The 18,218-nt window shown below is 66.8% G+C and carries 19 protein-coding genes; 11 read left to right on the forward strand and 8 right to left on the reverse strand.

Annotated elements, in window-relative coordinates; genetic code table 11:
* The 6 genes from AACH40_RS15255 to AACH40_RS15280 all read left to right on the forward strand — a co-directional run bounded on the left by AACH40_RS15255 (position 1) and on the right by AACH40_RS15280 (position 7,317).
* Positions 1-1,950, forward strand: a complete 1,950-nt coding sequence (locus AACH40_RS15255; protein WP_338643132.1) for a MacB family efflux pump subunit — start codon at positions 1-3, stop codon at positions 1,948-1,950.
* Between the two features lie 2 nt (positions 1,951-1,952).
* Positions 1,953-3,350, forward strand: a complete 1,398-nt coding sequence (locus AACH40_RS15260; protein ID WP_338643133.1) for an efflux transporter outer membrane subunit — start codon at positions 1,953-1,955, stop codon at positions 3,348-3,350.
* A gap of 142 nt (positions 3,351-3,492) precedes the next feature.
* The gene (locus tag AACH40_RS15265) at positions 3,493-4,581 is read left to right on the forward strand and encodes a VOC family protein (protein ID WP_338643134.1); all 1,089 of its coding nucleotides are present in this window, start codon (positions 3,493-3,495) and stop codon (positions 4,579-4,581) included.
* A gap of 104 nt (positions 4,582-4,685) precedes the next feature.
* On the forward strand, positions 4,686-5,498 hold the full coding sequence (locus AACH40_RS15270) for an SDR family oxidoreductase (protein WP_338643135.1): 813 nt from the start codon (positions 4,686-4,688) through the stop codon (positions 5,496-5,498).
* Positions 5,495-7,081: an NAD(P)/FAD-dependent oxidoreductase gene (locus AACH40_RS15275; RefSeq protein ID WP_338643136.1), complete on the forward strand. Its 1,587-nt coding sequence runs from the start codon at positions 5,495-5,497 to the stop codon at positions 7,079-7,081. Before AACH40_RS15270 ends, AACH40_RS15275 begins: the two co-directional genes overlap by 4 nt.
* A complete protein-coding gene (locus AACH40_RS15280) occupies positions 7,081-7,317 on the forward strand; it encodes a hypothetical protein (RefSeq protein ID WP_338643137.1) in 237 nt (78 codons plus the stop codon). Before AACH40_RS15275 ends, AACH40_RS15280 begins: the two co-directional genes overlap by 1 nt.
* A gap of 50 nt (positions 7,318-7,367) precedes the next feature.
* Here AACH40_RS15280 and AACH40_RS15285 read toward each other — a convergent pair whose 3' ends face one another.
* Complete coding sequence (locus tag AACH40_RS15285) at positions 7,368-7,826, reverse strand: helix-turn-helix domain-containing protein (protein ID WP_338643138.1); 459 nt, start codon at positions 7,824-7,826, stop codon at positions 7,368-7,370.
* Between the two features lie 79 nt (positions 7,827-7,905).
* A complete protein-coding gene (locus AACH40_RS15290) occupies positions 7,906-9,045 on the reverse strand; it encodes an FAD-dependent monooxygenase (RefSeq protein WP_338643139.1) in 1,140 nt (379 codons plus the stop codon).
* Positions 9,046-9,263: 218 nt separating this feature from the next.
* Between AACH40_RS15290 and AACH40_RS15295 the strand changes: the two genes are divergently transcribed.
* Both AACH40_RS15295 and AACH40_RS15300 read left to right on the forward strand, forming a co-directional pair.
* Positions 9,264-10,181, forward strand: a complete 918-nt coding sequence (locus AACH40_RS15295; RefSeq protein WP_338643140.1) for an NAD-dependent epimerase/dehydratase family protein — start codon at positions 9,264-9,266, stop codon at positions 10,179-10,181.
* 28 nt (positions 10,182-10,209) lie between these two features.
* Positions 10,210-11,196 (forward strand): LysR family transcriptional regulator, encoded by a 987-nt coding sequence (locus tag AACH40_RS15300; RefSeq protein WP_169491478.1) that lies wholly within the window; start codon positions 10,210-10,212, stop codon positions 11,194-11,196.
* Between the two features lie 38 nt (positions 11,197-11,234).
* On the opposite strand, the gene AACH40_RS15305 is transcribed toward AACH40_RS15300, so the two are convergent.
* Genes AACH40_RS15305 through hisD form a run of 5 tightly spaced genes read right to left on the reverse strand, consistent with a single transcriptional unit; the run spans position 11,235 to position 15,183 of the window.
* Positions 11,235-11,525: an antibiotic biosynthesis monooxygenase gene (locus AACH40_RS15305; protein WP_169491477.1), complete on the reverse strand. Its 291-nt coding sequence runs from the start codon at positions 11,523-11,525 to the stop codon at positions 11,235-11,237.
* Positions 11,522-11,929 (reverse strand): VOC family protein, encoded by a 408-nt coding sequence (locus AACH40_RS15310; RefSeq protein ID WP_338643142.1) that lies wholly within the window; start codon positions 11,927-11,929, stop codon positions 11,522-11,524. Before AACH40_RS15310 ends, AACH40_RS15305 begins: the two co-directional genes overlap by 4 nt.
* Before the next feature lie 3 nt (positions 11,930-11,932).
* Positions 11,933-13,084 carry an alpha/beta hydrolase gene (locus AACH40_RS15315; protein ID WP_338643144.1) on the reverse strand — a complete coding sequence of 384 codons (1,152 nt, stop codon included), beginning with the start codon at positions 13,082-13,084 and terminating at the stop codon, positions 11,933-11,935.
* Positions 13,085-13,096: 12 nt separating this feature from the next.
* Positions 13,097-13,852, reverse strand: a complete 756-nt coding sequence (locus tag AACH40_RS15320; protein WP_338643146.1) for an SDR family NAD(P)-dependent oxidoreductase — start codon at positions 13,850-13,852, stop codon at positions 13,097-13,099.
* A complete protein-coding gene (gene hisD / locus AACH40_RS15325) occupies positions 13,852-15,183 on the reverse strand; it encodes a histidinol dehydrogenase (protein WP_338643148.1) in 1,332 nt (443 codons plus the stop codon). The genes AACH40_RS15320 and hisD overlap by 1 nt, the downstream gene beginning before the upstream one ends.
* Positions 15,184-15,350: 167 nt before the next feature.
* On the opposite strand from hisD, the gene AACH40_RS15330 reads away from it, so the two are divergent.
* Genes AACH40_RS15330 through AACH40_RS15340 form a run of 3 tightly spaced genes read left to right on the forward strand, consistent with a single transcriptional unit; the run spans position 15,351 to position 17,583 of the window.
* On the forward strand, positions 15,351-16,295 hold the full coding sequence (locus AACH40_RS15330) for a fumarylacetoacetate hydrolase family protein (RefSeq protein WP_338643149.1): 945 nt from the start codon (positions 15,351-15,353) through the stop codon (positions 16,293-16,295).
* Complete coding sequence (locus AACH40_RS15335) at positions 16,292-16,831, forward strand: cupin domain-containing protein (protein ID WP_338643151.1); 540 nt, start codon at positions 16,292-16,294, stop codon at positions 16,829-16,831. The genes AACH40_RS15330 and AACH40_RS15335 overlap by 4 nt, the downstream gene beginning before the upstream one ends.
* A gap of 2 nt (positions 16,832-16,833) precedes the next feature.
* Positions 16,834-17,583, forward strand: coding sequence for an SDR family oxidoreductase (locus AACH40_RS15340; protein ID WP_338643152.1), 750 nt, complete (start codon positions 16,834-16,836; stop codon positions 17,581-17,583).
* Between the two features lie 41 nt (positions 17,584-17,624).
* On the opposite strand, the gene AACH40_RS15345 is transcribed toward AACH40_RS15340, so the two are convergent.
* Positions 17,625-18,206, reverse strand: a complete 582-nt coding sequence (locus tag AACH40_RS15345) for a gamma carbonic anhydrase family protein (RefSeq protein WP_338643153.1) — start codon at positions 18,204-18,206, stop codon at positions 17,625-17,627.
* Positions 18,207-18,218 lie beyond the last annotated feature (12 nt).

Raw genomic sequence — 18,218 nt, forward strand, 5'->3', positions numbered from 1 at the left:
ATGACCAGCACCCCCCTGCTCAAGCTGTCCGCCGTCCGCCGCGAATATTCCGCCGGCGACACCGTGTTCGCCGCGCTGAAGAGCATCGACCTGACCATCGAGGCCGGCGAGATGGTCGCCATCGTCGGGCAATCGGGTTCGGGCAAATCGACCCTGATGAACATCCTGGGCTGCCTGGACCAGGCGACGTCGGGATCGTACCAGATCAACGGCCGCGACGTGAAGGATCTCGCCCCCGACGATCTTGCCGCGCTGCGCCGCGAACACTTCGGCTTCATCTTCCAGCGCTACCACCTGCTGGGCGATCTTTCCGCGCTCGGCAATGTCGAGGTGCCGGCCGTCTATGCCGGGGCGACCCGGGCCGAGCGCGATGCGCGGGCCCGCGGCCTGCTCGAACGGCTGGGCCTTGGCGATCGCACGCGCAACCGCCCCGGCCAGCTTTCGGGCGGCCAGCAGCAGCGCGTCTCGATCGCGCGGGCGTTGATGAACGGGGGCGAGGTGATCTTCGCCGACGAACCGACCGGCGCGCTCGATTCGGCGAGCGGCAAGGAAGTCATGGCGATCCTGGGCGAACTCCACGCCGAAGGCCACACCGTCATCCTTGTCACCCACGATCATGCCGTGGCCGAGCACGCCGACCGCGTCATCGAGATCCGCGACGGCGAGATCGTCTCCGACCGCCGGGTGCGCGAATACAACGCAAGGCCCATGGCCGATCGCCCGGCGCGCACGCAGAGCAGGTTCGCGGCCGTGGTCGATCGCGCGCGCGAGGCGTTCCGCATGGCGGTGCTGGCCATGGCCGCGCACAAGCTGCGCACGTTCCTGACGATGCTAGGCATCATCATCGGCATCGCCTCGGTGGTGTCGGTCGTGGCGCTGGGCAAGGGTTCGCAGCAGAAGATCCTGTCCGACATATCCAGCCTTGGCACCAACACGCTGACCGTGTTTCCCGGCAAGAGCTTCGGCGACATGCGCTCGGCCAAGATCGAGACGCTCAAGGCCTCCGATGCCGAGGCGCTGGCCCAGCTGCCCTATGTCGACAGCGCCACGCCCAGCGTTTCGACCAGCAACACCGCGCGGTACCGCAACGTTTCCGCCACGGCGCAGGTCAGCGGCGTTGGCGGCAGCTATTTCCGCGTGCGCGGGCTGGAGGTGACGTCGGGCGGGGTGTTCGGCGAAACCGAGGTCCGCGACATCGAACAGGTCGCCGTGATCGACGAGAACACGGCCAAGACGCTGTTCGTCAACGGCGAGGATCCGATCGGGCAGGTGGTGGTGGTCGGCAAGGTGCCGCTGCGGATCATCGGCGTGGTGGGCACGCAGCAGCAAGGTTTCGGCGGCAGCGATTCGCTGACCGTCTATGCGCCCTACACCACGGTGATGAGCCGCATGCTGGGGCAGGCGTTCGTCAGCAACATCTCGGTGCGGATCAGCGACGGAGTGCCCACCGATGCGGCCCAGTCCGCCGTTTCCGACCTGCTCGCGCGGCGCCACGGGACGACCGACTTCTTCATCAACAACTCCGACGACTTCCTCAAGACGATCACCAGTGCGACCCAGACGATGACGCTGCTTGTCGCCGCGATCGCGGTGATCTCGCTGATCGTCGGCGGCATCGGGGTGATGAACATCATGCTGGTGTCGGTGACCGAGCGGACCAGCGAGATAGGCGTGCGCATGGCGGTGGGGGCGCGGCAATCGGACATCCTGCAGCAGTTCCTGATCGAAGCGGTGCTCGTCTGCCTGATCGGCGGCGTGCTGGGCATCGCGCTGTCATTCTCGGTCGGGCTGCTGATCTCGCTGCTCGGGTCGACCTTCTCGATGGTCTATTCCACCACCTCGATCGGCGCGGCCTTCGGCTGTTCCACCCTGATCGGCATCGCCTTCGGCTTCCTTCCGGCGCGCCGCGCCGCCGCGCTGGCGCCGGTTGACGCCCTGTCGAGAGATTGACGATGAACCTTCCCACCACGCTCCGCCGCAAGGCGACCGTTGCCGGAATGCTGGCCCTGCTGCTGGCCACGAGCGGCTGCGCCTCGGTCACCCGCAGCACCTACAAGGCGCCGGCGACGCCCGTCGCGCAGGCTTTCGACCTGACCCTGTCGGGCAGCGCCGCCACCGGCACGGCGCCGTGGTGGAACAACTTCGACGACCGCCAGCTCTCGGCCGTGGTCGACGAAGTCCTCGCCGCCAACCCGAACCTCGCCGCCGCCGGGCTCACGCTGCGGCAGGCGCGCCTGTCGAGCCAGCTGTCGCGGCAGAACCTGTTCCCCAGCGGGTCGGCCAGCGCATCGGCGGCTGCCAGCAAGCCGCTCGACGGCAATGGCGCCGGGTGGAACAGGTCGTCGTCGGCCGCGCTCGATACCTCGTGGGAGATCGACCTGTTCGGCCGGCTCGACGCCGCGGCCGACGCCGCGCGCTGGGAAGCCGAGGCGACGCAGAGCGACCTTGCCTCGACCCGCCTTTCGCTGATCGGCACCACGGTGACGACGTGGTGGCAGCTGGCCTATGCCAACCAGACCATCGCGCTGGGCGAAACCGGCATCGAACGGTCGCGCAAGTCGCTGCAGCTGGTGCGGCGCTCGTACGATGCAGGCGCGGTTTCGGCGCTTTCCCTGCGGGAGGCGGAGCAGGATCTCGCCTCGCTCGAAGCGCAGCAGACCCAGCTTGTCCAGGCCCGCGTCCAGGCGCTCAAGACGCTCGCCGCGCTGATGGGCCGGCAGGGCTACGACGGGCCGCAGCCCACCGCGCTGCCCGATGGCGAACTGCCGACGATCCCGGCCGGCGTTCCCGCGCAGCTGCTTGCCCGCCGGCCCGACCTTGCCGCCGCCGAACAGCGCCTGCGCGGCGCGCTGGCGACCAGCGATGCGAACGTCGCCAGCTACTATCCGCGCTTCAGCCTGACCGGCTCGCTGGGGGGCAGCAGCACTTCGCTGACCGGGTTCCTGTCCAACCCGATCGCCTCGATCGGCGCGCTGTTCTCGCTGCCCGAGCTGAACCCCGAGAAGATCCGACTGGGCACGGCTGTCGCCCGCACCACATACCGCATCGCCGCCGAGCAGTTCCGCACGACGTTCTACAACGCGCTGCGCGATACCCAGATCGCGCTGTCCGCGCGCGAACAATACGTGCAGCAAGCAGGCGCGCTGCAGGCGGCGCTCGTTGCCGCCGAAGCGGCAGAGCAGCTCTACCAGCGGCAGTACGATGTCGGGCTGATACCGCTGCGCACGCTGATCGATGCGCGCGAACGCACCCGCACCGCGCGCACCAGCGTGATCCAGAACCGCTTCAACGCCATCGACGCGCAGATCCAGGTCTACCAGTCGCTGGGCGGGGATGCGCTCGCCGGCTGATGCCGCCCCATCCCGTTGCATCGATAGGCAGCGCTCTGACCGACCCATCTGCGAAATGGATAGTGTGGGTCCGGAAACTTGCGTTTCCGGACCCAACGCCGGTTGGGCATGACAGCGCCCTGATCAGATCCTGGGAGTTGTCATGCCTCTTTCGTCTTCCACCGCGGTTCTTGGCGTCGAAAGCGTCGTGTTCGGCGTTGCCGACCTTGCCGAACACACGCGCTTCTGGACCGATTTCGGCCTTCCGCTGGAAAGCACGACGGAAACCGAAAGCGTCTTTCGCCTGCAGTCGGGCAGCCGGGTCATCATCCTGGCCCATGGCGATGCCCGCCTGCCTTCGCCCGATCCGTTCGATGGCGATGGGCTGAAGGAAACCGTGTGGGGCATCGACACGGCCGAAAACCTTGAACGGATCGCCGCCAGCCTGGCCGGCGAAGTTGCCATCACGCGCGATGCCGATGGCACCGTCCATTGCGTCTGCCCCGATGGCCAGCCGATCGCCCTGCGCGTCTGGAACAAGCGCCAGGTCGTCTCGCACACCAGCCCGGTCAACACCCCGGCGCACTGGCCGCGCTTCAACGAGCACCGCATCTGGCGCAAGCGCGCCATTCCCAAGACGATCAACCACGTGGTGTTCTTCAGCCCCGACTATGTCGGCAGCTTCGAATTCTACGAGCGCCACCTCGGCTTCCGCTACATCGATCACTCGAAGGGCACCGGCATCTTCGCGCGGGCCGGCGGCACGTTCGAACACCATTCGATCTTCTGGGTGAACTGCGACCTGCCGATCGCGCCCGATCACTTCAAGTTCATGCACATCGCCTTTGGCTGCGACGACATCGACGAAGTCATGCTCGGCGCCAACATCATGGATAACAAGGGGTGGAAGAACACCACGATGAACACGAGCGGCGGCATCTCGCGCCACCGCATCTCGTCGGCGATCTACTACTATTGCGAGATCCCCGGCCACGCCGGTGAGGCCGAATACCACGCCGATACCGACTACCTCGACGATGGCTGGGTGCCGCGGGCGTGGGACTTCAAGTTCGGCTCGCTGCTGTGGTCGCACAACGCACCCGCGATTTTCCGCGGCGATGACATCCCTTGGGACATGGCGTTCGATTCGGACCGCAAGAGCTTTGATCCCTACCGCCGTGCCAAGCCTGGCAAGCAGGCCATCACGGGCGACCTCGCGAACCTTACCGCAGACGACGAACACGCGATCTGAACGAGCCCGCAAAGCGGGCCGCAGGAACAAAAAAGTGCCTTCTTCCCCGGCATCCACCGCCGGTTCAAGGGTCCGGGGAAGAGGATTACAGGGAGAGGTATCGCATGAGCGCAGACGCGATCAGGCTTGATGGCAAGGTGGCGATCGTCACCGGCGGGGCTGGCGGCATCGGAGCCGCGACGGCCCGTCTGATGACGGCGCGCGGCGCGCATGTCGCCATTGCCGACATCAATGGCGAAGCTGCCAACGCACTGGCCGGCGAACTTCCCGGCGCCATCGCCATCGAGATGAACCTGGAAGACGAAAGCGCCGTCGTCGACATGATCGCGCGCACCGTCAGCCATTATGGGCGGCTCGACGTGCTGCACAACAATGCCGCGCTGCTGGGGCCCGACGTGGCGCGCGCCGATGGCGATGTCGAAACCATGGACACCGCGCTGTGGGACCGCACTTATGCCGTCAACTTGCGCGGCACGATGATCGCCTGCCGCGCCGCCCTGCCGCACCTTCGCGCCACGCGTGGCAATATCGTCAACACCGTCAGCAACCTCGCGTTGCAGGGCCACATCATCCAGGCCGCCTATTCCTCGTCGAAGGCGGCGGTCATCCAGCTGACCCGCGCCATCGCGGCAAGCCACGGCAAGGCCGGCGTGCGCTGCAACGCCGTCGCCCCCGGCATGACGCTGACCCCGGCGCTCAAGGAAGCGTTCCCGCCGCTGCTGCGCCAGACCGTGGAAGGCGAAACGCTGCGCGACCAGCTGGGCGAACCCGACGACATCGCCCAGGCGGTCGCCTTCCTGGCTTCGGATGCCGCGCGCAACGTGACCGGCCACGTGCTGGTCGCCGACGGCGGCGGTGCCAGCCACGTGCCCGGCCTTCCCGGATTCCGCGCATTCCTTTCGGGAGACCACGCATGAGCCAGTATGACATCGTCGTGATGGGCGCCGGCCACAACGGCCTGGTCGCCGCCGCCTACATGGCCAAGGCCGGCAAGAAGGTGCTCGTGCTCGAACGCAAGCCTCACTACGGCGGGGGCGTTTCCACGCGCGAGCTGCTTAAGCCCGGGTTCTGGCATGACGAGCACTCGAACGTGCACATCATGATCCAGGGCAACCCGATGCTGCGCGAGGACGAGCTGGGCCTGCTCTCCAAGTTCGGCCTCGAATACATCTATCCCGACCTGATCCACGTCTCGATCTGGGAAGACGGCACGGTCATCCGGTCTTACAAGGATCTCGACCGCACCTGCGAGGAGCTCACCCGCGTCGCCGGCGCGCGCGATGCCGAAGCCTATCGCAAGTTCGTGAAGATGAGCCAGACGGCGCTGCCCATGCTGATGAGCGGCATGTATGCGCCGCCCTTCCCGCTCGGCGCCTTCGTGGCGATGATGGACCAGTCGGACGAAGGCCGCTTCCTGCTCGACCTGATGCAGCGCAGCGCGCTCGACATCGTCGATGCCTATTTCGAAAGCGACCTGCTCAAGCTGCACATCGTGCGCATGGTCACCGAAAACCTGCAGATGCCCGACGAGCTGGGCACCGGCATGGGCGCCTTCGTCATGCCCGGCATCGTCCACACCTTCGGCTGCTCGATGCCCAAGGGCGGATCGGGCCAGCTGAGCCACGCCCTGGTCCGCGCCATCGAACATTTCGGGGGCGAGGTGCGCTGCAATGCCGAAGTGAAGCGGGTGATCGTCTCGGGCGGCCGCGCCACCGGGCTCGAACTGGTCGATGGCGAAACCTTCATGGCGCGCGACGGCGTGATCGGCGCCATCCACCCGCACGTGCTGCGCAAGTTCGTTGCCGAAACGCCCGAGCCGGTGCTCGAGCGGGCCGAGCGCGTCTCGCAGTCGACCTTCTCGATCAACCTTACCCACCTGACGCTGAAGGAGCGTCTGCGGCTCAAGGTCGGCAACGACTGCAACGCCATGATGACCGAGCTGATGGACTTCTACACCGTGCGCGACATGTGCATCGAGTATGACAAGCTCAAGCACGGCGAGGTCAGCCCCCGCCTGATCGCGGGCGGCGACAACACCATCTTCGATCCATCGCGCGCGCCCGAAGGGGCCGGCGTGTTCTATGGCGTGAACTTCGCGCCCTACAACCTCTACCCGCATGGCCCGGGTTCGTGGGACGAGCGCAAGGAGGAAGTCGCGGACAACGCGCTCGCCCAGTACCGCAAGTTCTACGAAAACCTGGGCGACGACAACATCACCGGCCGCCTGGTCCGCTCGCCGATCGATCACGAACGCGACAGCCCGGCGAGCTTCGTGCGCGGCGACATCCACGGCTGCGGTCCGTTCTTCTACCAGTCGGCAGGGCACCGCCCAACGCCGGATCTCGGCTCTCTACGGGTGCCGGGGATGGAAAACCTCTACCTCGTCGGCCCCTTCATGCACCCGGGCGGCGGCGTGTTCGGCGCGGGCCGCGCCACCGCGATCCAGATGATGGACGACATGGGGCTGGATTACGACAAGGTCTGCGGAGGGCCGGTGTGATGAGCAATGAGCGCAAGATTGTCCCCGTCGCCAAGATCCTCGACGCCAACGACAAGGAACTGATGGCGATCCGCAAGCTGGAGCAGGACGGCAGCACGCTAGTGATCCGCGGCAAGATCTTCGGCGCCATGCCGATGGTCGCGAAGCTGACCCCAAGCCAGGCCCGCGCCGCACTCAAGCTGCTCGACTTCAAGACCATCCTGTTCCTGCTGACGCTTCTCTTCCGCAAGGACTGAGCCCTTCGCGGGTCGCACCATCACGCCAACGAGCGTGCAACGTTGAACGATCAGTCGGCGTCCGCCTCGGCCAGGTCGAAGCGGACGCGGGCCTTGCGTATTTCCTGCTGGTGGGCATTGACCCAGCCGATCAGCCCCGTCGCATGGTCGCGCAGTTCGGCGCCAAGGTCGGTCAGCGCATAGCTCACCCTTGGCGGCACCGTCGGCACCACGTGGCGCACGACATAGCCGTCGCGCTCCATCGCCCGCAGCTTGAGCGTCAGCACGCGCTGCGAGATCTTTTCCTCGGCGCCCAGCCGCCCCAGCACGCGGCGCAGCTCTGCGTGGCGCCACGTGCCGAAGCCCAGCACCAGCAGGATCAGCGTGGACCACCGGTCTCCCAGCATGGCGAACGTCGTGCGCACCGGCTCGTCGCGGCGCACGCCATGCGCGCTCTTGTCGCGCGCGAGCAGGTCGACCTGCTGGTGAAAGGCAGGATCGATGCCCGACAGGTCGATAGCGCCTTTCATCCCGGTCTCCGTCTTCCCGGAGGCCGATTCTAGATCAATGCCCCCCGCGATCAAGTGACCGAGCGGGACACGGGCGGTGTCAGAACGGCGCGTTCAGGCAATCCAGCGCGGATTCGAGCACCTTGGTCACTTCTTCGGGCGCAGCATGGTCGAGCTGCAGCTGCCCCATCCGCACGCTGCTTTCGATCACGTAGCGGCAGCGCTCGAAGCGGCGATCCTGGTAGCCCCGGAGCCCTGAGGTCACGTCGTCCGCCCTGGCCAGTTCCTCGGCCAGCACGATGCCGCTTTCCACCGCCATCCCCGCGCCCGAGGCCAGGTGCGGGGTCGTGGCGTGGACGGCATCGCCCAGCAGCACGATCCGGCCGTTGAACCACGGCCCGGGCTGCATCGCGGCCACCAGCGGGCGATAGTTGATCCAGTCATCGCGCGTCATGTTGTCGCGGATCCAGCCGGGGCTGCCGCCGAAATCCTTGAGCAGGTCCTTCAGGGTGACGAACAGTTCCTCCTCGTCCATGAAGGTTTCGCGCTCTTCGTGCCGCGTCAGCATCCACATGTAGATGCTGTCGGGCGAACAGGCGGTGATCCCGGCGGGGTTGTCGTGGCCGAAATAGAATTCGCCGCCCTTCAGCTCGGGCGGCTTGCGCATCGATATGCGCCAGCAGCCCTGCCCGGTCGGCTGCGCGGGCGCCATGTGCGGGAAGGCAATCTCGCGCACGCGTGAAAACACGCTGTCCGCGCCGACCACCAGATCGTAGCGACCCGTCGTGCCGTCTGAAAACACCACGTCGACCCCGCCGTCGCGGTTTTCCAGCGCCGTCACGGTCACCCCCAGGCGCACCGGGATGTCGAGCGAGCGCACCTTGCCCTGCATGATCCGGTGCAGCACCGGGCGCATGATCCCGCCGGTGGCCGGCAGGCCTTCCTCGATGATCGGCTCTTCCAGGTCGTGGACGAGCGTGCCGTCATAGCGGAACACCCGGCTGCAGTTGGTGATCGCCCCTTCCGCCTTGATCTGGTCGAGCAGGCCGAGCCGGCGATAGGCGCGCAGCGTCGGCCCGGTGATCGTGATCCCCGCCCCATAGACGCGCCATTGCGGGTCGAGATCGATGAGCTCGACGCTCACGCCCCGTTCGGCGAGGCTTGCCGCCGCCGCCATTCCGCCAATGCCCCCGCCGACGACAAGCGCCGTTTCGATGCTCGTGATCCTGTCCATGCTCATGGCCTTCTTCCTGCTGGCGCAGCGCGTCCAAGACAAACCCGAAGCATGGATGACCAGCTATCGATCGGGTGAAGGTGAGGCCCGGAAAAGTGCGGTTTTCAGGCCTGCGGAGGGCACAAAAAAGTACCTTCTTGGAGCCGGTCGGCTATAGGCCTAGCGGGATCGGATTTACGCGCACACGCACGATCGTGGCGCGCACAAGACAGTGGGAGAACGGGATGAAGATCGTGGTCACCGGTGCAGCCGGCTTTGTCGGCCGTGCGATCGTCGAGCGCCTGGTGGCGCAGGGCGACAGCGTTACCGCGATCGACATTGCCACCCACGGCCTGCCCGATGGCGTGCGCACGCTGGCCGGCGATCTTGGCGATGCGCAAGTGCGGGCAGACGCCCTGGCCGAAGGCTGCGATGCGGTCATCCACCTCGCCACCGTTCCCGGCGGTGCCGCCGAGCAGGACCCGGTCGCCTCGCGCCGGATCAACATCGATGCTGGCTACGACCTGATCCTCGAAGCTGCCGCCGGCGGCCGGCGCCCGCGCTTCGTCTACGCAAGCTCGATCGCGGTGTTCGGCGATCCGCTGCCCGAAAGCGTCGACGATGCCACGCCGCTTTCGCCCAAGCTGATCTACGGCGGGCACAAGGCCATGCTCGAACATGCCGTCGCGATGTTCTCCAACCGCGGCACGATCGATGGCGTCACCGTCCGCCTGCCGGGCATCCTGGCCCGGCCCAAGGGTCCGTCGGGCATGAAGTCCGCATTCATGAGCGACCTGTTCCACGCGCTGAAAGCGGGCGAGGCATTCACGTGCCCGGTTTCCGCCGATGGCATGATCTGGGCGCAATCGGTGGCCCGCTGCGCGGACAACTTCCTCCATGCCCTGTCGCTCGACACCGCGCTGCTGCCGCCGACGCGCGCGGTGACGCTGCCGGCGCTGCGCATCCGCATGGGCGACCTCGCCGCAGAGATCGCGCGCCAGTGCGGCGTTTCGGACAGCCTCGTCACCTATCAGCCCGATGCCGCGCTGGAACAGGGCTTTGCCGCGCAGCCGCCGCTGGCGACGCCGGCCGCGGAACGCGCCGGTTTCCGTCACGATGGCGATCTTGGCGAACTTGTCAGATCGGCGCTGACGCTGATCTGAGAAAACCAAAAAATCGGGAGAGAAGACGATGCGGTTCGGAAAGCTGGATCTCAACCTGCTCGTGGCGCTCGATGCGCTGCTGACCGAAAAGAGCGTGAGCCTTGCGGCCTACCGGCTGTGCCTGTCGCAATCGGCCACGTCGTCCGCGCTCGGCCGATTGCGCGAATACTTCGGCGACGACCTGCTGGTGGTGAAGGGTCGGCAGATGACCCTCACCACGCGCGCCGAGGAACTGATCGAACCCGTCCGCAGCGTGCTCGAACAGATCCGCACCACGGTTGCGGTGGCGCCGCCGTTCGAGCCGGCCACCGCCGACCGCCAGATCCGGATCATGGCTTCGGACTATTCCACCGAGGTGCTGCTCACGCGCGCCATCGCCGCGATCGCGCTGGAAGCCCCGAACATCCGCTTCGAGATCCAGCCGATGCACGACGCCCCGATCGAGGCGCTGGAACGCGGCTACATCGACCTGCTGCTGACGATCCACTTCGCCACTTCGACCGACCATCCCAGCCGGGACATCTTCGAGGACACCTACGTGGTGGTCGGCTGGGACGGCAATCCGGCGATGGCGCAGCCGATGACGCGCGATGCCTACTTCGCGCTCGGCCACGTCACCGCGCGCTTCGGCAAGCTGCGCGTGCCCGCGTTCGAGGACTGGTTCATGCGCCGCCAGAAGCAGCAGCGCCGCGTCGAGGTGGTCGCGCCATCGTTCCTTTCGCTGCCGGGCCTGCTGATCAACACCAACCGCATCGCCACCATGCACCGGCGCATGGCGGAGATCGTCACGCAGAACGGCCCGCTGGTCATGCATGACCTGCCGTTCGACATCCCGCCGATCCGCGAAACGCTGCAGTGGCACATTTCCAACAACAACGATGCGCTGCTGCGCTGGGTGGTGGAAAAGCTGGCGCAGGCGGCCGACAGCAAGGGCGCCGGCCCGGCCGACGGGCGCGGCGAAGCGATCGACCCGCTCGAAATCGAATACCGGATGAACCGGCCCCGATCAGCCTGAGCCGGCCAGGCGGGGCGGCCGCAATCGCTGCCGACCGGTCAGACCACCGTTTCGACGTGGACCACCGACGGCGGCGCCACGAAGAACGGGCCGGCCAGCCCGCGCCAGTGCTGGAAGCCTTCGGATTCGCGGAAGTCGACCATGTGCGCTTCGACCGTTTCCCAGCCGACGAGCAGGCGATAGGCGCCCGGTTCCTCGATCACGCGCTGCAGCGCGAACGAGACGAAGCCGCGGGCGGCCTCGAAATGGGGCTTGGCCTGCGCCACGGCCGCTTCGAATTCCGCCGCGCGCGCAGGATCGATGACAAGGCTGGCAACTTCGAAGATCACGACACCGGCTCCTCGACGAATTCGATCAGGTTTCCGGCACAGTCGCGCAGGAAGCAACCCCGGCCGAACTTTTCGCGCACGACGAACGCCACGTCCGCCCCCTTCTCTTCCATCTCGGCGAGGAAATCGTCGAGGCTGTCGACGCGGAACGCCACGTGCTTGTTGCCATGCGTCTTCACGTCGGTGGGCGGCATGCGCCGTTCCTCGGGCAACGGCGCGGCGCCCTCCACCTCGAAGATCTCGAAGCGCAGCGGCCCCTTGCGGACCATCGCGGTGTGGCTGCGCGCGGCTTCGATGTAGAAGCGCTTCTCCAGCTCGAAGCCGAGCACGCGCCCGTACCAGTCGATCGCCTCGTCAAGGCTGGGGACCGAAACGCCGCCGTGGTGAAAGGTGAACTCGGCCATCGTTCAACCCAGCTCGGCGAAGGTCTGCGCACACCAGTCGGCGATGTAGTCGCGCATGCCGGTGCCGTTGTCCGCGCCGCAATGTTCCACCTCGAAGTCCTTCCTGGTGAAGATGCGCAGCGCGCGCTTGGGGCTGTTGACCGCCTGGTCATAGCTCATCTGTGCGTTGTACGCCGGGATCTGGCGGTCGTTTTCGCCATGGGTGATCAGGAACGGTACGCGGATCTTCTCGACCTGGCCGTCCAGCGTGATCTGGTCGGCATAGGTCAGGAAGTCTTCGCGGTTGTCGATGCCGAAGACCCACATCACGTGGTCCCAGTAATGCGGCACCGGGTTTTCGCCTTCGTTGGCGACGCGTTCGCGCTGGCGCTGGCCCCAGACGTGGTTGGCGCCCATCACCGCGCAAAGCGCATAGCGCGGATCGTTCGCGGCGATGCGCGGGGCGTGATAGCCGCCGAACGAAAGGCCGAAGATGCCGATCTTCGAATGGATCACGTCCGATCGCGTCAGCAGATAGTCGAAGGCCGGGCTGCCCCAGCGCTCGGCGTCGTAGACCGCAGGCAGGTTGCGCTTGCGGATCGCCTCGCCCGTGCCGGGCTGGTCAAGGAACAGGGTGTTCATGCCCCGCGCCAGGTTGACCGCGCCGTGGCCCGCCATGTTGACCTGTTCCTTCATCGAATCCAGGCCGTTGACGGAAACCAGCGTCGGCCGCGGCGTGCCGCTGCCATCGTGGACGAAGATCGCGGGATAGCTCGACCCTTCGTAGGGGATGTCGACCTTGTCGACGTGGAGGCCGCTCAGCGCGCTGCCCTTGTGGTAAAGCTCCAGCCCCTTGTCATAGGCAATCCAGCGCGGGGCGTAGTCGCGGCTCTGCAGGCGCTCGGCCCCCAGGTAGTAGCCCGAAGCGCGCAGGTACTTCGCGCCGGCGGACAGCAGGAAGCCCTCGCTCTCGTCGCGCTCTGCATTGCGGGCGACCTGGTCGGCCACGGCGATCCAGCTGTCGAACAGCTGCGCCGAACCGGCGTCGGCGCCCGCCTTGGCCGCCTCGCGCACGGGGCGGCAGGCCTCGTCCAGCTCGCCGTGGTTGCCGCCGGCGATCAGCGCCAGGTTGATGCCGAGATTCCACACGTAGTTTCCGGGAAACGGTTCGAACATTTCAGGGACTTTCTATTCTGCGGTCCAGCCGCCATCGACGACAAGGCTGGTTCCGGTCATCAGCGCCGAGGCTTCGGAGGCGAGGAACACGACGGCGCCCATCAGGTCTTCGGGCTGGCCGATGCGGCCGAGCTTGATCTTGGCAAGGACGCTCGCCTTGAACTCGGCATCCTCGAAGAACGGGCGCGTCAGCGGCGTTTCGATGAACGTGGGCGCGATCGTGTTCGAACGGATGCCGTGCCGGGCAAGGTCGAGCGCGAAGCTCTTGTTCATGCCCTCGAGCGCCCACTTGCTCGCGCAATAGAGGCTGCGATTGGGTCCGCCGACATGGCCCATCTGCGAGCCCATGTGGATCAGCGATCCCGCCGTACCGGTCTCGATCATCCGCCGCGCGCAGCCCTGCGCGACGAAGTAGGCCGCCTTGACGTTGAGCCCCAGAACGGCGTCGAAGTCGTCCTCGGTCACGTCCCACATCGGCTTGGGCCGATTGGTGCCGGCATTGTTGACGAGAACGTGGAACGGCTCGCGCTCGGCAAAGAACGCGGCCACCGCGCCCATGTTCGAGACATCGAGCGTGGCGGCCTGGGCGCCGCTGCCGATCTCGGCCGCACCCGCCTCGATCTCGCCCGCCGAACGGGCGACGAGGGTGACCGCGGCGCCGGCCTCGGCCAGCGCCGCGGCGGCGGCGAGGCCGATCCCGCGACCCGCCCCCGTCACGATCGCGCGCTTGCCGTCAAGCCTGAACGCAGGCGTGCGCGGCAAGCCCATCAGGCGACCGTCAGCTCGCTCGGCGTCGCCTGGCCCGCATAGGGCACGTCGCGGTGACCAAAGCGACGGACGCGGATGTTGGCCTGTTCGCCATGGCCGGCAAAGCCTTCCAGCGCGCACAGGCGGCTGCAATATTCGCCGACCAGCGCCGAAGCCTCGTCGGTCAGCACCTTCTGGTAGGTGCAGGTCTTGAGGAACTTGCCGACCCACAGACCGCCGGTGTAGCGCGCCGCCTTCTTCGTCGGCAGGGTGTGGTTGGTGCCGATCACCTTGTCGCCGAAGCTGACGTTGGTGCGCTGGCCCAAGAACAGGGCGCCATAGTTGGTCATGTTCTTCAGGAAGTAGTCCGGGTCGGCGGTCATCACCTGGACGTGCTCGCTGGCGATGTCGTCGGCAACCTTGACCATTTCCTCGTAGCTATCGGCCACGATGACTTCGCCGAAGGTTTCCCACGCCTTGCGCGCGTGATCGGCGGTCGGCAGGATCTGCAGCAGGCGCTCGATCTCGGCGATCGTCTCGCGCGCGAACTTCTCGCTGTTGGTCAGCAGCACGCCCGGGCTGTCAGGGCCATGCTCGACCTGGCCGAGGATGTCGGTCGCGGCCATTTCCGGATCGCAGCCGATCTCGTCGGCGATGATCAGGGTTTCGGTCGGGCCTGCGAACAGGTCGATGCCGACGCGGCCGAACAGCTGGCGCTTGGCTTCGGCGACGAAGGCGTTGCCCGGGCCGACAAGGATGTCGACCGGCGAGATGCTTTGTGTGCCGATCGCCATCGCGCCGATCGCCTGGATGCCGCCGAGCGCATAGATCGCATCGGCGCCGGCCATCGCCTGGGCGGCGACGATCGCGCGGGCGGGCTTGCCCTGGAACGGCGGAGCGCAAGTGATGACGCGCGGCACGCCGGCCACCTTGGCGGTGATCACCGACATGTGCGCCGAAGCCAGCAGCGGATACTTGCCGCCGGGGACATAGCAGCCGGCGTTCTGGATCGGCAGGTTCTTGTGGCCAAGGACGACGCCGGGCATCGTCTCGACTTCCACGTCCTTCATGGAATCGCGCTGGATCTGGGCGAAATTGCGCACCTGGGCCTGCGCGAACTCGATGTCCTTGCGCTCCTGCGGGCTCAGGCTGTCGACCGCCGCATCGATCTCGGCCTGGCTCAGCCGGTAATCTTCCCGGTCCCAGCCGTCGAACTTGATCGACATGTCGCGCACTGCGGCATCGCCGCGCTGTTCGATGTCGGCCAGGGCCGCCTCGACGATGTCGCGGACCTTCCGGTCCGTTTCTGCCTTAACCTCTGCAGCCGCGCCGCGCTTGAGCCACTGGGCCATAATACTCCCCGCAAGGTCTGGATGATAGTCGGCAGCCCCCTTGCATCACCGTGGCAGAGCCCACCATCGCATAGAATCAATGCCATTCTATCGACCAAATTCCTTTGAAGGCCGGCTTGGGCTGGGGCTACGCGGCACTTACGGATAATCATGGGAGAACTGCCGGCATGCGCCTGGCCACGCTTCAAGATGGAACGAAGGACGGCCGCCTCGTGGTGGTCTCCCCCGACGGGACGCGCTACGCACCGGCCCCTGTCGCCACCCTGCTCGATCTGCTCGACAACTGGACCGCGCAAGCCGGCGCGCTTGCCGCGATCGACCGCTTCGAACACGATCTCGATCCCGCCGCGCTGCTGGCCCCCTTGCCGCGCGCGTGGCAGTGGCTCGATGGCTCGGTCTATCCCAGCCATGGCGAACTGATGGACAAGGCCCTGGCGATCGAGCCGTTCAAGCCCGACTGGCCACCGATGTACCAGGGCGTTTCCGACACCTTCTATGGCCCCAATGCCGACGTGCCGATGGCATCGGAAGATCTCGGCATCGATTTCGAAGGTGAATTCGGCATCATCGTCGATGAAGTGCCGATGGGCACGAGCGCGGACGAAGCGCACGCCTACATCCGCCTTGTCGTGCAGATCAACGACTGGTCGCTGCGCAAGCTGGCGGGCCCTGAAATGCGCTCGGGCTTCGGCTGGCTCCAGGCCAAGCCCCCCTGCGGGATGGCGCCCTTTGCCGTCACGCCCGACGAACTGGGCGATGCCTGGCGCAACGGCCGCCCGGCGATGCACCTGCGGGTGGACTGGAACGGCCGGCAATTCGGCAACGCCTATGGCGAACCGATGGCCTATGGCTTCCACGAACTGATCGCCCACGCCGCGCGCACCCGTCGCCTTGCCGCCGGCACGGTGATCGGCTCGGGCACGGTGTCGAACCCCGACTATCGCGAAGTCGGCTCCTCGTGCATCGCCGAGCGGCGCGGGATCGAGATCGTCGATACCGGCGCGCCGATCACCGATTTCATGAAGTATGGCGATACCGTGCGGATGGAGGCGCGGACCGCAGATGGCCGCTCGCCGTTCGGCGTGCTCAAGCAGAAGGTGGTGCAACCGTGAGTGAGATTCTTTCCGATTCCGGCCTGCCGGCCGTCCAGCGCGTCGTCACCGGCCATGACGAGAACGGCCGCGCCGTGTTCAAGTCCGAGGACTTCAGCCCCACGCGGATGATTCCCACCGGCGACGCCTCGTTCCTCACGATCTGGAGCACCGCCACCGTCCCGGCCGACAACAACGACGAAACCGACGGGCGCGACCGCAAGACCGGCCTGACGCTCGAAGGCGGGTCGGTCATCCGCATCACCGACATGCTGCCGGGCAAGGAAAGCCCGATGCACCGGACCAACTCGATCGACTACGGCATCGTGCTGGAAGGCGAGATCGAGCTGGAACTGGAAGACGGGCGCAAGAAGACGATCCGCCAGGGCGGCATCATCATCCAGCGCGGCACCAACCACCTGTGGCGCAACACCACCGACAAGGTCTGCCGCATCGCCTTCATCCTGATCGAAGCGCCGGCCTACCTGCACAACGGCGTTCCGCTCGATGAAGCCAAGCCGGAACAGGTGACGGGCCACGAGGTGGGCTCGCACTGATCGTGTTCGACCTTTCGGGCAAGGGCGCGATCGTCACCGGCTCCACGCGGGGAATCGGCCGCGCCATCGCCGAAGGATTGATCGCGGCGGGCGGGCGGGTCGTCATCTCCAGCGAAGATGCCGATGACACCGCGCGCGTCGCCGCCGAACTCGGCATGCCGGGCCTGGCGTGCGACGTCAGCAGCGATGATGATCTGGCCGCACTGGTCGAATTCGCGCTTGCCGCCCTCGGCCGGCTCGACGTGCTCGTCTGCAATGCCGGGATCACCGGCCGCGCCGGTCCCTTCGCAACGATCGACATGGACGATTATGCGCGGGTGATGGCGATCAACCTGCGCAGCCAGGTCGTCCTGTGCAACCTTGCCCTGCCGCACATCGCGACCGCGGGCGGTGGCGCGGCGATCCTGATTGCCAGCCTTTCGGCGCTGCGCGGCAACGGGCGCATCAATGCCTATGCCCTGGCAAAGGCAGGGGTCGCCCAGCTTGCCCGCAACCTCGCGGTCGAATGGGGGCCGCAGGCGGTGCGGGTCAATGCCATCTCGCCCGGCTTCATCGCCACCGAACTGTCGCAACCGCTGCTCGACGATGCGGCGTTCATGGCTCGCCGCATGGCGATGACGCCGCTGCGCCGCCCCGGCACCCCGGCCGAGATCGGTGGCACGGCGGTCTACCTCGCTTCGGCCGCAGGCGCCTTCGTCACCGGCCACAACCTTGTCGTCGATGGCGGAACGCTGATCACCGACGGCAGCTGAACCGCGCCCGCAACGCGCGGTGGCAAGCTCGACCCAAGGTATCAGCCGGCGGCGTCCGCCAGCAGCGCCGCCTCCACCGCCGCCTTATGCGCGCGGCCGTTCTCCACATAGTGCGCCACGCCCGCGCGCATCCCCGCGATCGCCTCGTCGGTCAGATCGCGCATGTAGGCCGCCGGCCGGCCACCCCACAGCTGGCGCGCGCCGATCCGCTTGTTGGGCGTCAGCAGCGCACCCGCCGCCAGCATGCCGTCGCTTTCGATCACGCAGCCGTTCATCACCGTGGTCGACAGCCCGACGAAGCCGCGATCCTCGATCGTGCAGCCGTGGATCATCGCGATGTGGCCCACCAGCACGTCTTCGCCGATGATCGTCGGAAAGCCGTTCGGGTGGCGAGGCTCGGGGCTGTCGCAGTGGATCACCGTGCCGTCCTGGATATTGCTGCGCGCGCCGATCACCACGCGGTTGACGTCGGCGCGGATCACGCAGTTGTACCAGATGGACACGTCCGGCCCGATCTCCACATCACCTATGATCCGGCAGCCCGGCGCGATGAACGCGCTGTCGTGGATGCGCGGGGCTTTGCCGTGGATGGCGATGATGGTGGTGTGGGGCCGGTTGATCATTTCTTCTCGTCT

It is taken from the genome of Novosphingobium olei (assembly GCF_037076535.1).
Taxonomy (GTDB): Bacteria; Pseudomonadota; Alphaproteobacteria; order Sphingomonadales; family Sphingomonadaceae; genus Novosphingobium; species Novosphingobium olei.